11 protein-coding genes, 3 tRNA genes and 1 pseudogene are annotated in these 13,817 nt (G+C 70.9%); 6 read left to right on the top strand and 9 right to left on the bottom strand.

Annotation, left to right across the window (positions count from 1 at the left end; translation table 11 throughout):
* Positions 1 to 664: 664 nt before the first annotated feature.
* The 3 genes and pseudogenes from IPZ69_RS47925 to IPZ69_RS29195 form a co-directional block, all read left to right on the top strand.
* A pseudogene (locus IPZ69_RS47925) lies at positions 665 to 1,249 on the top strand (hypothetical protein); the annotation flags it as partial.
* 264 nt (positions 1,250 to 1,513) lie between these two features.
* Positions 1,514 to 3,007, top strand: coding sequence for a N,N-dimethylformamidase beta subunit family domain-containing protein (locus IPZ69_RS29200; protein WP_235457586.1), 1,494 nt, complete (start codon positions 1,514 to 1,516; stop codon positions 3,005 to 3,007).
* A gap of 68 nt (positions 3,008 to 3,075) precedes the next feature.
* Positions 3,076 to 3,975, top strand: a complete 900-nt coding sequence (locus IPZ69_RS29195; RefSeq protein WP_235457585.1) for a phosphoribosylaminoimidazolesuccinocarboxamide synthase — start codon at positions 3,076 to 3,078, stop codon at positions 3,973 to 3,975.
* Between the two features lie 103 nt (positions 3,976 to 4,078).
* Here IPZ69_RS29195 and IPZ69_RS29190 read toward each other — a convergent pair.
* The 8 genes from IPZ69_RS29190 to IPZ69_RS29155 form a co-directional block, all read right to left on the bottom strand.
* Positions 4,079 to 4,154: transfer RNA gene (locus IPZ69_RS29190), tRNA-Gly, on the bottom strand.
* A 23-nt stretch (positions 4,155 to 4,177) separates the two neighbouring features.
* Positions 4,178 to 4,792 (bottom strand): response regulator transcription factor, encoded by a 615-nt coding sequence (locus IPZ69_RS29185; RefSeq protein WP_235457583.1) that lies wholly within the window; start codon positions 4,790 to 4,792, stop codon positions 4,178 to 4,180.
* Positions 4,789 to 6,009 carry a sensor histidine kinase gene (locus IPZ69_RS29180; RefSeq protein ID WP_235457581.1) on the bottom strand — a complete coding sequence of 407 codons (1,221 nt, stop codon included), beginning with the start codon at positions 6,007 to 6,009 and terminating at the stop codon, positions 4,789 to 4,791. Before IPZ69_RS29180 ends, IPZ69_RS29185 begins: the two co-directional genes overlap by 4 nt.
* A gap of 35 nt (positions 6,010 to 6,044) precedes the next feature.
* Positions 6,045 to 6,830 carry an ABC transporter permease gene (locus tag IPZ69_RS29175; RefSeq protein WP_235457580.1) on the bottom strand — a complete coding sequence of 262 codons (786 nt, stop codon included), beginning with the start codon at positions 6,828 to 6,830 and terminating at the stop codon, positions 6,045 to 6,047.
* Complete coding sequence (locus IPZ69_RS29170; RefSeq protein WP_235457579.1) at positions 6,827 to 7,765, bottom strand: ABC transporter ATP-binding protein; 939 nt, start codon at positions 7,763 to 7,765, stop codon at positions 6,827 to 6,829. Before IPZ69_RS29170 ends, IPZ69_RS29175 begins: the two co-directional genes overlap by 4 nt.
* 119 nt (positions 7,766 to 7,884) lie before the next feature.
* Positions 7,885 to 7,960: transfer RNA gene (locus tag IPZ69_RS29165), tRNA-Gly, on the bottom strand.
* A gap of 122 nt (positions 7,961 to 8,082) precedes the next feature.
* Positions 8,083 to 8,154: transfer RNA gene (locus IPZ69_RS29160), tRNA-Gly, on the bottom strand.
* Between the two features lie 180 nt (positions 8,155 to 8,334).
* Positions 8,335 to 8,652: a histone-like nucleoid-structuring protein Lsr2 gene (locus IPZ69_RS29155; protein WP_235457578.1), complete on the bottom strand. Its 318-nt coding sequence runs from the start codon at positions 8,650 to 8,652 to the stop codon at positions 8,335 to 8,337.
* Positions 8,653 to 9,006: 354 nt separating this feature from the next.
* Between IPZ69_RS29155 and purS the strand changes: the two genes are divergently transcribed.
* From purS to purL, 3 genes are read left to right on the top strand one after another with little or no spacing between them, the layout of a single operon-like run.
* Positions 9,007 to 9,270: a phosphoribosylformylglycinamidine synthase subunit PurS gene (gene purS, locus IPZ69_RS29150; protein WP_015659417.1), complete on the top strand. Its 264-nt coding sequence runs from the start codon at positions 9,007 to 9,009 to the stop codon at positions 9,268 to 9,270.
* Positions 9,267 to 9,947 carry a phosphoribosylformylglycinamidine synthase subunit PurQ gene (gene purQ, locus IPZ69_RS29145; RefSeq protein WP_235457577.1) on the top strand — a complete coding sequence of 227 codons (681 nt, stop codon included), beginning with the start codon at positions 9,267 to 9,269 and terminating at the stop codon, positions 9,945 to 9,947. Before purS ends, purQ begins: the two co-directional genes overlap by 4 nt.
* Positions 9,944 to 12,202, top strand: a complete 2,259-nt coding sequence (purL, locus tag IPZ69_RS29140; protein WP_235457576.1) for a phosphoribosylformylglycinamidine synthase subunit PurL — start codon at positions 9,944 to 9,946, stop codon at positions 12,200 to 12,202. The genes purQ and purL overlap by 4 nt, the downstream gene beginning before the upstream one ends.
* A gap of 63 nt (positions 12,203 to 12,265) precedes the next feature.
* Here purL and IPZ69_RS29135 read toward each other — a convergent pair whose 3' ends face one another.
* A complete protein-coding gene (locus IPZ69_RS29135) occupies positions 12,266 to 13,729 on the bottom strand; it encodes an MFS transporter (protein WP_235457575.1) in 1,464 nt (487 codons plus the stop codon).
* Between the last annotated feature and the right edge of the window lie 88 nt (positions 13,730 to 13,817).

The raw sequence follows: 13,817 nt of genomic DNA, 5'->3' as shown, positions 1-13,817 counted from the left end.
CACGACGAGCCTGCCGGGAGCGGCGGCGGGGGCGGGCACCAGTGCGTATGCCGAGGAGGGGGCCGACAGGGGGATGAGCATGCGCGACGAGGAGGCCCACAGGGGGATGAGCACGCGCGGTGAGGGAGAGACCGGCGCGGGGTTGAGCTCGCGTGACGGGGGAGAGACCGGACCGGGGGCGAGTATGCGCGGCGGGGAAGACGCTGGCGCGGGGCTGAGCTCGCGGGGCGAGGCAGATTCCGGCGTGGAGGCGGGTGCGCTCGGCGAGAAGGAGGCCGATGTGGCGGGCGCGTGCGGTGATGGACGAGCTGGCGCGGGGATGGGCTCGCGCGGCGAGACGGATGCCGGCGTGGAGACGGGTGCTTTCGGTGAGAAGGACGCCGACGCGGCGGGCCTGAACGCGCTCGGCGACGACGAAACCAGCGCGGAGAAGGGCACGCGCGGCGAGCGAGAAGCACACGGCGACCTCGGCGCCCCCTCTCGGGAGGCCGGGCTGCGCTCGGCAGAAGGGGACGAGTACACGGCGGAAGGGGCAGCCACCGACCCCAACCGCCCCGACCGCAGCTCCTCTTCCGGCCCCGACGCTACCGACGCCAGCCCGGGCGCCCGGGGAGTCGCCGGTGCCACCGACCCCCACCCCGCTCCAGGCCCCGCGGCAGCCACGCCCCACGAGAACGTCGACGCCGGGCGGGCCCCCGCGAAGCCGGATGGCTACGACCAGGCCTCCGTAGAGCCGGACGGCCACGACCACACCCCCATGGAGCCGGACGACTACGACGACGAGGCCCTCGCGGAGTCGTACGGCCACGACGACGAGGCGCTCGGGGAGATGAAGAATCAGCGGGGTGCCGCGCTCGCCGCTCGGCTCAGTGCGGAGCTGGCCCGGGAGGAGGCCCCGGGGACGGTCGGCGCGGCGCAGGGCGGGGCGGGCGCGTCCGGTCAGGGGCCCGGTACCGCCCTCTGGGACGACTGCACCCTGCCCCTCTTCCCGCTCCAGCCCCCACGCACGGCCCGCGAACTGCTGGCCGACCACGTCACGGCAATGGTCTGTTGCGCCGCGATGGACACGGCCGGCGCGACCCCCGGACTCGACTGGCTCGACGGCCCGTCTCTGCTGATCAACGGCGAGAGAGCCGCCGATCTGAACTCCCGAGTCCTCAGCCTCACCGAGGACGGCGACCCGGCCCCGCTGCGAGCCTGGCTGATCGAGTCAGGGATACGCCCGGAGAAGCCGGTACGACTCGTCTGACCTCGGTAAACGCCGAAGGTAACGGAGGGCGAACTTCCACTTCAGGTCAATTCGCAACGAATAGTGACCACGCGCGTGCGTTATGTGATGTGCTGGGACCGATCGCGCGCATGGCAAGGGCTTGCGACATACGACAGGAGCACGACAACCGCCCGGCCGTGCCCATCGACACCACACGCACGAGACACACGGGACCACACGGACGAACGGCACCGCACGAACGTCACTGCACACATCACGGGGGCCCGAGGGAGGGGAGCGACCATGGGATCGGAGCAGATCCGACGCTGGGAGTCGGGAGCACTCGCGCACGCCGTCACGGACCCCTTCGGCCAGGGCCCGGTCCCCTGGCTGCGCGGAAGCGAGACGTACTTCGACGACACGGGCCATGTCGTCCCCTGGTACGTGGATCCGAGCCGGCAGCAGCCCACCGGCGAGAACCCCCGCGTGCCCGCGCCACGCGCCTCCGGCGGCCCCCGCGCCGCCGACGACGTGCACCGCCAGATCAAGGGCTTCACCTCCACCGGCGCGGTCGCGCCCGGCGAGGCAGTCGACTTCCACATCACCGTCGACCCGCCCCAGCAGTTCAGCGTGGACATCTACCGGATCGGCCACTACGGCGGCGACGGCGCCAGCAAGATCACCACCAGCCCCCGCCTCTCCGGCATCGTCCAGCCGGCGCCGCTGGCCGCCGACCGCACCGTCTCCTGCCACCACTGGTGGCTGTCCTGGCGGCTGCAGGTCCCCTCGTACTGGAGCATCGGCGCCTACGTGGCCGTCCTGACCACCGTCGACGGCTACCGCTCCCACGTGCCGTTCACGATCCGCGACAACCACCCCGCGGACCTGCTCCTGCTGCTCCCCGACATCACCTGGCAGGCCTACAACCTCTACCCCGAGGACGGCCACACCGGCGCCAGCCTCTACCACGCCTGGGACGACCGGGGCCGCCTGCTCGGCGAGGCCGACGCCGCGACCACGGTCTCCTTCGACCGCCCGTACGCGGGCGCGGGCCTGCCCCTGCACGTCGGCCACGCCTACGACTTCATCCGCTGGGCCGAGCGCTACGGCTACGACCTCGCCTACGCCGACGCCCGCGACCTGCACGCCGGCCGCGTCGACCCCACCCGCTACCGGGGCCTGGTCTTCCCCGGCCACGACGAGTACTGGTCGTCGCAGATGCGCCGCACCGTCGAGCTCGCCCGGGAGAACGGCACCTCGCTGGTCTTCCTCTCCGCCAACACCATGTACTGGCAGGTGGAGCTCGCCCCCGCCCCGTCCGGCGTCCCCGACCGCCTGCTCACCTGCCGCAAACGCAAGGGCCCGGGCAAGCCGGTGCTCTGGCGCGAGATCGACCGCCCGGAGCAGCAGTTGGTCGGCATCCAGTACGCGGGCCGTGTGCCCGAGCCGCACCCGCTGGTGGTCCGCAAGGCGGGCCACTGGCTGTGGGAGGCGACTGGCGCGCACGAGGGCGACGAGATCGAGGGCCTGGTCGCCGGCGAGGCCGACCGCTACTTCCCGCGCACCCCGCTGCCCGAGCACGAGGACCGCGTCCTGCTCGCCCACTCCCCCTACACCGACAGCGACGGCGCCCTGCGTCACCAGGAGACCTCGCTCTACCGCGCCCCCTCGGGCGCCCTGGTGTTCGCCTCCGGGACCTTCGCCTGGTCCCCGGCGCTGGACCGCCCGGGGCATGTGGACACCCGGATCCAGCGCGCCACCGCGAACCTGTTGGACCGCATCTGCAAACGTGACTGACCCCCTGTCGGTGGTCCATGTCCGATACGGGACAATCGAGCCATTGGACAGAACTCCGGGGAGGAACCGTGTCCGGATTCGTAGAAAAGCCCGAGCCGACTCAGGTTCCGGGCCTGGTGCACCTGCACACCGGCAAGGTGCGCGAGCTGTACGAGAACGAGGCGGGCGACCTCGTGATGGTCGCCAGCGACCGCATCTCCGCCTACGACTGGGTCCTGCCCACCGAGATCCCCGACAAGGGCCGTGTCCTCACGCAGCTCTCGCTGTGGTGGTTCGACCGGCTGCGCGACCTGGCCCCCAGCCATGTGATCAGCACCGAGCTGCCCGAGGGCGCCCCCGCCGACTGGGCCGGCCGCACGCTGGTCTGCAAGTCTCTGAAGATGATCCCGGTGGAGTGCGTGGCCCGCGGCTACCTCACCGGCTCGGGCCTCGTCGAGTACAACGAGTCCCGGACCGTGTGCGGCCTCGCCCTGCCCGAGGGCCTGGTGGACGGCTCCGAGCTGCCCGGCCCGATCTTCACCCCGGCCACCAAGGCCGAGGTCGGCGAGCACGACGAGAACGTGTCGTACGAGGAAGTGGCCCGTCAGGTCGGCGCGGAGACCGCCGCCCAGCTGCGCCAGGCCACGCTCGCCGTGTACTCCCGTGCCCGGGACATCGCCCGCGACCGGGGGATCATCCTGGCCGACACCAAGTTCGAGTTCGGCTTCGACGGCGACACGCTGGTCCTGGCCGACGAGGTCCTCACCCCGGACTCCTCCCGCTTCTGGCCGGCCGACCAGTGGCAGCCGGGCCGCGCGCAGCCGTCGTACGACAAGCAGTTCGTGCGCGACTGGCTGACCTCCGCCGAGTCCGGCTGGGACCGCAAGAGCGAGCAGCCCCCGCCCGCGCTGCCCGAGCGCGTGGTCGAGGCGACCCGGGCGAAGTACGTGGAGGCGTACGAGCGTCTGACGGGGTCGAGCTGGGCGTAGCCGGCCGTGACGCGCGAGCCCTCGGAGAGATCCGGGGGCGACGTGCGAGCCCCGAAGCGCGGGGCAACGCGAAAACCCCCGGCCGCGGCCGGGGGTTTTTCACTGGAGCGGACGACGAGGCTCGAACTCGCGACCTCAACCTTGGCAAGGTTGCGCTCTACCAACTGAGCTACGTCCGCATTGCGCCGTGGCGCGAGAGCAACTATACCCAACCTCGCTCCCGGGCGAGACGCACTGCCGCGTGCCGGTTGTCGGCCCCGAGCTTCGTGACGGCGGACGAGAGGTAGTTCCGCACGGTTCCCGGTGACAGCGCGGCCCGCTCGGCGATCTCCGCGACCGGCGCCCCGTCGGCGGCCAGCTCCAGGACCTCCGCCTCGCGGGCGGTGAGCGGCGAGTCGCCGGCCGAGATCGCGTCGGCGGCCAACTCCGGGTCGACGTAGCGGTTTCCGGAGTGCACGGTACGGATGATCTCCGCGAGCCGCCGCGCGCTGACCGTCTTGGGGACGAACCCCCGCACACCCGCCGCAAGGGCTCGTTTGAGGTGTCCGGGCCGTCCATGGCCGGTGACGATCAGCACCTGGCAGCCGGGCAGTTCGGCCCGCAGGGATGTGGCGACCTTCACACCGTCGGCGCCGGGCATCTGGAGATCCAGGACTGCCACATCGGGCAGGTGCGCCCGCGCCATGGCCAGCGCCTCGGGGCCGGTGGCCGCCTCGGCGACCACGACGAGGTCGTCCTCCAGGGCGAGCAGCGCGGCCAGCGCCCCGCGGATCAGATGCTCGTCGTCGGCGAGCAACAGCCGTACCGGGGAACTCATGAGGCAACTCCGCTCACACTCGTCACGGGCACCTCGGCCACCAGCCGGAACCCGTCCTGTCCGACGGCACCCGCCGTCAGGGTCCCGTCCAGCACGGCCAGTCGCTCCCGCAGCCCCGCGAGTCCGGAACCCCCACCCCCGTCGGGGGCCGCGGACACTCCGTCGTTCTCCACCGTCAGCACCACGCGCCCCTCCAGCACCCGCAGACTCACGGCACATCGCCCGGCGTCCCCGTGCCGCAGCACGTTGGTGGTGGCCTCCCGGACCACCCAGCCGAGCGCGGACTGCACGTCGGAGGGCAGCCCGTCGGCGGCACCGGTGATCTCGCAGTCGATCCCGGCCGCCGTCAACACGCCTTGCGCGCCGACGAGTTCGACATCGAGGTCGGCCTCCCGATAGCCCCGTACGACATCGCGCACCTCCCGCTGCGACTCCTGTGCGATGCGCTGCACCTCGATCATCTGCTCCACCGCCTCCGGCCGCCCCCGCCGGGCCAGTTGCACGGCCAGCTCGCTCTTGAGGGCGATCACGGACAGGTTCCGCCCCAGGACGTCGTGCAGATCCCGCCCGAACCTCAGCCGCTCCTCGGCGACGGCGAGCCGGGCCTCGATCTCGCGGGCGCGTTCCGCCTCCCAGAGCACGGACAGGGTCCAGGCGCCGCAGCGCGCGGCCGTCAGGGCGAAGCCGGTGGCGAAGCCGCACACCACCGTCGTGGCGAGCACACCGAGACCGTCCAGGCGCACGATCGAGAGGGCGCCCACGACCAGCGCCGTGAGGACCGCGGACCGGCGCAGGAACACCGGGACGGACACGATGAGCGCGTACGGCAGCCCGAACGGCACGAGCACCGCCGCGATCGCCAGCCGGGCCGTGAGCGGATCGGTCCCGTCGACCGCGGCGAGCGCCGTGATCAGGGCGAGCGCCAGGCCGAGCAGGACGGCGGCGGCGCGCTGGGAGCGGGGCGGCAGTTCGACGCGCCCCAGGTAGTGGTCGAGCGCGGGCCGGACCAGCCGGCCCGCGGCCGCGCACTGCAGCAGGTCCACGGCGACCAGCAGCCCGCCGAGCACCATCGGCACGGGCCGCCGGTCGAGCCCGCTCACCAGCGGCAGCATCAGCCAGCTGAGCGGAAGCACCCAGATGGTGGCGTACCAGCTGACCACGCTCTGCAGCTCGACGCGCTCCGCCTTGCTGCGCTCCCGCCAGTGACGCTGATGCAACCGCCGTATCCGCCCCACGATGTGCCCCCCGGTACTCAGCGCCGCGGTTCCCACCGGAACCACCGCCGTACAGCAAACACCGCCACGACGGTCCAGGCCAGCGCGATCGCGACCGTCATCAACACCTCCTGCGCGCTCAGCCGGCCGGTCCAGCCGGCGCTGATGAGCCGGATCGCCGGGGACAGCGGAAGCAGTTCGCAGACGGAGGCGATCCGGTCGGGCAGGACCTCGGCGGGGATCGCGATGCCGGAGCCCATCATGGACAGGAACACCACCGGCACCGCGGTGACCTGCGAACTCTCGGTGGTCCGGGTGAAGGACGCGGTGAGCGCGGCCAGCGCGGCGCTCAGCACGAGCCCCGCGACCAGCCCGAGCAGCATCAGATACGGCGCCTTGGGCACCCCGGCGTGCAGCAGCACCGCGCAGCCCGCGCACAGCAGCAGGGCCTGGGCGAGGCCGAGACCGACGGCGGGCAGGGCCGTGCCGGTGAGGATCTCGGCGTCGGAGAGCTCGCCGGTGCGCAGCCGCTTGAGGACGAGTTCCTCGCGGCGGGCGACGTAGGCGTTGACCAGGGAGGTGTAGACGGCGAAGAGGAAGGAGAAGCCGATCGCGGCCGTCATCACCACCGCGCCGGCGGTCAGCCCTTCCTTCTTCAGGTCCAACTGGTCGATGGCGGGCCGCACGGTGAACGGCAGCGAGAGTGGTACGACGAGTGCGACGAACACGACGCCGCGGTTGCGGCCGAGGAGGGTGAGTTCGGCGCGGGCCAGCGCGCGCAGCCGGCGGCGCGCCGGTGCCCAGGTGACGGTGCCCCCGCTCATGCCCTGACCTCCTGCTCCCGTGCGATCCCGAGGAACGCCTCCTCCAGCGAGGCCGAGCGCACCTCCAGCCGGTGCAGCTCGACCCCGGCCCGCTCGGCCCAGGCCAGCACCCGGGTGGCGGTCCGCTGGAGTTCCCGGGTGCGCAGCCGTACGACCCTGCCGTCGAGCTCGTGCCCGCACACCCCCAGTTCGGCGAGCGGCGGCAGGTCGCCGAGGAAGTACCCCGCGGGCAGTTCGAAGGAGATCCGGGACGGCCGGCCCGCGGTCACCTCGGCGGGGGTCCCGGACGTGGCGATGCGGCCCTCGTGCAGGATCGCGAGACGGTCGGCGAGGCCCTCCGCCTCCTCCAGGTAGTGCGTGGTCAGCAGCACGGTGGTGCCCGCGTCGCGCAGCGTCCGTACCAACTCCCAGGTGTCCCGGCGCCCTTCGGCGTCGAGCCCGGTCGTCGGCTCGTCCAGGAACAGCACCTCGGGCTCGCCGAGCAGCGCGAGCGCCAGGTCCAGGCGCCGCCGCTCCCCGCCGGACAGCTGCTTGACCCGCACCTGGCTCTTCCCGCCCAGCCCGACCAGGCCGAGGGCTTCGGCCTCGGGCCGGGCGCCGGTGGTGCATCCCGCCCACATCCGGGCGGTCTCCGAGACGGTCAGGTCCGAGGGGAATCCGCCCTCCTGAAGCATCACGCCGGTGCGTGGGCGTACGGCGGCCCGCTCCAGGAACGGGTCGTGGCCGAGGACCCGCACGCGGCCGCCGGACGGAGGCGCGAGCCCCTCCAGCAGTTCGACCGTCGACGTCTTTCCGGCGCCGTTGGTGCCCAGCAGCGCGAAGACCTCCCCGCGGGTCACGGAGAAACCGATGCCGCGCACCGCCTCGAACCCGCCCCCGTAGACACGCCGGAGGTCGGTGACCTCGATCACGTGCTCGTGCTCGTCGATGTTCATGGCTCAAGCGTCCCGGCGCCCCGGGCCGGGCAGCAGTGCGCGCTGTCATCACTCGGCATGACAAATGTCAGACGTGTACGGGAACGAAAAAACCCCGGTCGCGATGACCGGGGTTTCCTTGGAGCGGACGACGAGGCTCGAACTCGCGACCTCAACCTTGGCAAGGTTGCGCTCTACCAACTGAGCTACGTCCGCACTGCTCCCGATCGGCTCCCACCGATCGGTGCGAGCACCAGCCTACCTGATCCTCCCCCAAGCTCTCGACAAGCTCGAGCAGGGGGGACCCCCACGCCTGCGTGTGACGGTAGTGGTGCCAGAGCGGGTGACAGGAATTGCACACTGCGCCTTCCCCCTGGAAGGGGGATGTTCTGCTACTGAACTACACCCGCATGTACTCCGTGGGTCTCGGCCCTTCGGCCTCGCCCCTCGGCGTGCTCCAGACATTAGCTGATCAGCAGGGGGGTAGCGCAAGTCGGTTGCCCGCGGCGCCGCCGCCGGCCGCTCGCGGCGGCCAAGTCGGCTGTCCTCAGGGCCCGGTGACGGACCCTGAGGACCACCCCTCGCGGGCGTCACTGTGCCGCGCTGAAAGCCTCGTAGACCTTCTTGGGGATGCGGCCGCGTGCGGGCACGTCCATCTTGTTCGCCTGCGCCCAGGCGCGGACGGCGGCGGGGTCGGGTGCGACCTCCGTCTGGCGGTACGCCTTGCCCGACTTCGCCCGCTTGCGGCCGGCCGCCACGTAGGGCTCCAGGGCCTTGCGCAGTTTCTTGGCATTGGCTTGATTCAGGTCGATCTCGTACGACTTGCCGTCGAGTCCGAAGGCGATCGTTTCCGCCGCTTCCGAGCCGTCGATGTCGTCAAAGAGCGTGACCACGACCTTCTGCGCCACGAATATCGGTCCCTTCGTGCGACATCCCGTCTTGCGATGACGTGCCAAGACGCCACGGCGTTACAGCGGAGATGTCGACTGTCCGCCTGTTATTGGGCAAAGTATCGGCTATTGCCAATTCATTTGTACAGTGCCCGGCATTGCAATGTGAAGCCCGACTAAATCCTTCCGCGTGTCCGGGCGCAATAGGTGCCGCGGACTGATCACCGAACTTTCCCAGATTTTTTCGCCAGGGCCCCTGCTCGACACCTGATCGTGACGCCCATCACGTAGTTTCCTACAACTCTACCCGCGTAGAAATTTTGTGCAGGTAGTCTGAAGGGACCTGCTCAGCACCACACACCGGGAGTGCCAGTGGCACGCGTCGTAGTCGACGTCATGCTCAAGCCGGAGATCCTCGACCCCCAGGGCCAGGCGGTGCAGCGCGCACTGCCGCGGCTGGGATTCGAAGGCATCTCGGACGTCCGCCAGGGAAAGCGATTCGAACTGGAAGTTGACGGGCCGGTCGACGAGGCCGCGCTCGCCCGCATCCACGATCTTGCGGAATCCTTCCTCGCCAACACCGTGATCGAGGACTTCACCGTCAAGGTGGAGGAAGTCGCGGAGGCCGCGAAGTGACCGCTCGTATTGGCGTCGTCACTTTCCCGGGAAGTCTCGACGACCGGGACACCCAGCGCGCGATCCGCCTCGCGGGCGCGGAACCGGTCGCCCTCTGGCACAAGGACAAGGACCTCAAGCAGGTCGACGCCGTGGTGCTGCCCGGCGGTTTCTCCTACGGCGACTATCTGCGGGCCGGGGCCATCTCCCGGTTCTCGCCCGTGATGGAGACCGTCATCGAGCAGGCGAAGGCCGGACTTCCGGTCCTCGGTATCTGCAACGGCTTCCAGATCCTCACCGAGGCCCACCTCCTTCCCGGCGGGATGCTCGGCAACGACCACCTGCACTTCATCTGCCGCGACCAGAAGCTGCGGGTGGAGAACGCGGAGACCTCCTGGACCAGCGACTACACCGCCGGTCAGGAGATCCACATCCCGCTGAAGAACATGGACGGCCGGTACGTCGCCGACGCGTACACGCTCGACAAGCTGGAGGCCGAGGGCCGGGTCGCCTTCCGGTACCTGGACTTCAACCCGAACGGCTCGCTGCGGGACATCGCCGGCATCACCAACGAGGCCGGGAACGTCGTCGGCCTGATGCCGCACCCCGAGCACGCCGTCGAGCCGCTGATCGGTACGGGCCGTACCGACGGCCTCCCGTTCTTCACCTCGATCCTCAAGAAGCTGGTCAACGCATGAGCCGGACGCCTCTGGACACGGTCGAGCACGCGGCCGGGACCCCCGACGTCGCGCTGCCCTGGGCCGAACTCGGCCTGAAGAAGGACGAGTACGAGCGGATCGTCGAGATCCTGGGCCGCCGCCCGACCGGCGCCGAGCTCGCCATGTACTCCGTCATGTGGTCCGAGCACTGCTCCTACAAGTCGTCGAAGGTGCATCTGCGCCAGTTCGGCGAGAAGGCCCCGCAGAGCGACGCGCTGCTCGTCGGCATCGGCGAGAACGCCGGTGTCGTGGACGTCGGCCAGGGCTACGCGGTCACCTTCAAGGTCGAGTCGCACAACCACCCCTCGTACGTCGAGCCATACCAGGGCGCGGCCACGGGCGTCGGCGGCATCGTCCGCGACATCATCGCGATGGGCGCCCGCCCGGTCGCGGTCGTCGACCCGCTGCGCTTCGGCGCCGCCGACCACCCCGACACCAAGCGCGTCCTGCCGGGTGTCGTCGCCGGCATCGGCGGCTACGGCAACTGCCTGGGCCTGCCCAACATCGGCGGCGAGGTCGTCTTCGACTCCTGCTACCAGGGCAACCCGCTGGTCAACGCCGGTGCCATCGGCGTCATGCGGCACGAGGACATCCACCTCGCGAAGGCGTCCGGCGCGGGCAACAAGGTCGTCCTGTACGGCGCCCGCACCGGCGGCGACGGCATCGGCGGCGCCTCGATCCTCGCCTCCGAGACCTTCGACGACGCCAAGCCCTCCAAGCGTCCCGCCGTCCAGGTCGGCGACCCCTTCCAGGAGAAGCTCCTCATCGAGTGCACCCTGGAGGCCTTCAAGGAGAAGCTGGTCGTCGGCATCCAGGACCTCGGCGCGGCCGGCCTGTCCTGCGCCACCTCCGAGCTCGCCTCCAACGGCTCCGGCGGCATGCGCGTCACGCTGGACGACGTGCCGCTGCGCGACTCCACGCTCTCGCCCGAGGAGATCCTCATGAGCGAGTCGCAGGAGCGCATGTGCGCGGTCGTCGAGCCGGAGAAGGTCGACCGCTTCCTGGAGATCTGCGCCAAGTGGGACGTCATCGCCACCGTCATCGGTGAGGTGACCGACGGCGACCGCCTGGAGATCTACTGGCACGGCGGCAAGATCGTCGACGTCGACCCGCGGACCGTGGCCCACGAGGGCCCGGTGTACGAGCGCCCGTACGCCCGCCCGTCCTGGCAGGACGAGCTTCAGGCGGACGACGCGAACAAGCTGCCGCGCCCGGCGAGCTCCGCGGAGCTGAAGGACCAGGTCCTGAAGCTGGTGGGCTCGCCCAACCAGGCCTCCAAGAAGTGGATCACCTCGCAGTACGACCACTTCGTGCAGGGCAACACCGTCCTCGCCCAGCCCGAGGACTCCGGCATGATCCGCGTCGACGAGGAGACCGGCCTCGGCGTCGCGATCGCCACTGACGGCAACGGCCGGTACGCCAAGCTCGACCCGTACGCGGGCGCCCAGCTGGCCCTCGCCGAGGCCTACCGCAACGTGGCCACCACCGGTGCCAAGCCGCTGGCCGTCTCCGACTGCCTGAACTTCGGCTCGCCCGAGGACCCGGCCGTCATGTGGCAGTTCGCCGAGGCCGTGCGCGGTCTGGCCGACGCCTGCCAGCAGCTGGGCACCCCGGTGACCGGCGGCAACGTCTCGCTCTACAACCAGACGGGCGAGGTGGCCATCCACCCGACCCCGGTCGTCGCGGTCCTCGGCGTCATCGACGACGTGGCGCGCCGCACGCCGGTGGCCTTCCAGGAGGAGGGGCAGCTGCTCTACCTCCTCGGCGACACCCGTGAGGAGTTCGGCGGCTCGGCCTGGTCCCAGGTCGTCCACGACCACCTCGGCGGCCTGCCCCCGAAGGTCGACCTGGAGCGCGAGCGGCTGCTCGGCGAGATCCTGATCTCCGCCTCCCGCGACGGCATGATCGACTCCGCGCACGACCTGTCCGACGGCGGTCTGATCCAGGCGGTCGTCGAGTCGGCCCTGCTCGGCGGGAAGGGCGCGCGGTTGGTCGTACCGGACGGGCTCGACGCGTTCACCTTCCTGCTGTCCGAGTCGGCGGGCCGCGCGATCGTCGCCGTGCCGCGCTCGGAAGAGGTCCGTTTCAACGACATGTGCGGTGCGCGCGGCCTCCCGGCCACCCGCATCGGTGTCGTCGACGGCGACGCGGTGGAGGTCCAGGGCGAGTTCGCGCTCCCCCTGACGGAACTCCGCGAGGCCCACGAGGCGACCATCCCGGCGCTGCTGGCCTAGTTTTCCGCACACCCGCGAAGGCCCCGCCCGTTTCGACGGGCGGGGCCTTCGGGCTGCTCCGGCTCAGGCCGGCACCGTCTCCCGTACCGGCTCCGCCCGGGCGGGCCGGGGCCTCGGCAGGCGCAGGGCGAGCAGCAGGCACAGCGCCATCACACCGGCACCGCACAGGTACACCGTGTCCATCGCCGAGACGTACGCCTCGACGCCGGCCGTGTGCGCCGCGCCCCGCAGCGAGGCAAGGGCACCGATGTCGCCGGGGCCGTCGTACAGACGGGTGAGCAGGCTGCCGAAGAGGGCGACGCCGAGGGCGGTGCCGAGGGTCTGGAAGAACCGGACGCCGGTGGTGGCGACGCCCAGCTGTTCGCGCGGGGCGGCGTTCTGGACCAGCTGGACCAGCTGGCCGAGCAGTTGGCCGAAGCCGATGCCGACGAGCAGCAGTTCGGCGCGCAGCTGCCACAGAGAGGTGTCGCCGGCGGTGGTGGCGAGGAGCAGGAAGGCGGCCAGGGAGACGGCCGACCCGCTGATCACGAAGGTCCGCTCGGACCAGCCGCGTTCGGCGAGGTGGCCGGTGACGACGCCGACGACGGTGATGCCGAGGGCCATCGGGAGGAGGAAGAGTCCCGCGGAGGAGCTGGTGATGCCGCGGGCCACCTGGAGGTAGACCAGCACGTAGTACATGGCGCCGACCATGGCCGCGCCCATCAGACCCTGGATCGCGAAGCCCAGGCGCAGCTCCGGGACCCGGAACAGGGTGGGCGGCAGGATCGGTTCGGCGGTGGTGAACTGGCGCCGCAGGAACAGGGCGAGCGTGCCGGCGCAGGCCAGGGCGAGCCCTATGACCTGCGGGGACGACCAGGCGTACTGCTTGCCGCCCCACTCGGTGACGAGCAGCAGGGTGGTGGAGAAGGCGGCCGCGAGGGCCGCGCCGGTGAAGTCGATCGAGCGGCTTCGGGCCTGGTGGGGCAGCTTGAGGACCACGACGGCCGCGGCGAGGGCGGCGAGACCGAGCGGCAGGTTCATGTAGAAGGCCCAGCGCCAGCTCGCGTGGTCGGCGAGCACCCCGCCGAGCCACGGGCCGACCGCCATGCCGCCGCCGGCCACCATCCCGCCCGTCCCGGCGCCCTTGCCCTTCTTCTCGTCCGGCCCCTTGAGCTGGGCGATCACCACCATCGTGACGCTCATCAGGCCGCCCGCCCCGATGCCCTGCACGGCCCGGGACGCGATGAGCTGGCCGATCGACTGGGCCGCGCCGCACAGCGCCGAGCCCGCCAGGAAGGTGCCGAGGGCGCCGAGGAACACCCACTTGGCACCGAGGACGTCGCACAGCCTTCCGTACAGCGGGAGCATCGCGGCCGATGCCAGCGAAAAGGCGCTGACCAGCCAGGGGATCTTGTCGATGCCGTGGCCGGGGTCCAGGTCGCGGACGATCGGCACGGTGGCGGCGGACACGATCTGCATGTCCAGGACGGCAAGGACGATCGTCACGAGGCAGACGAGGAAGCCGATTTTGCGCTGGGTCTCGGTCATGGGCACCACCATGCAGCCTGTTCATGTACTGGGTCAATGTTTTGGCTAGGATTAGATTTCATCCCAGCTCAAATCTAAGCTCGGCTTA

The sequence above is a fragment of the Streptomyces olivochromogenes genome (assembly GCF_021538895.1).
GTDB classification, from domain to species: Bacteria; Actinomycetota; Actinomycetes; order Streptomycetales; family Streptomycetaceae; genus Streptomyces; species Streptomyces olivochromogenes_A.
This window is presented reverse-complemented; position numbering and strand designations above follow the sequence as displayed.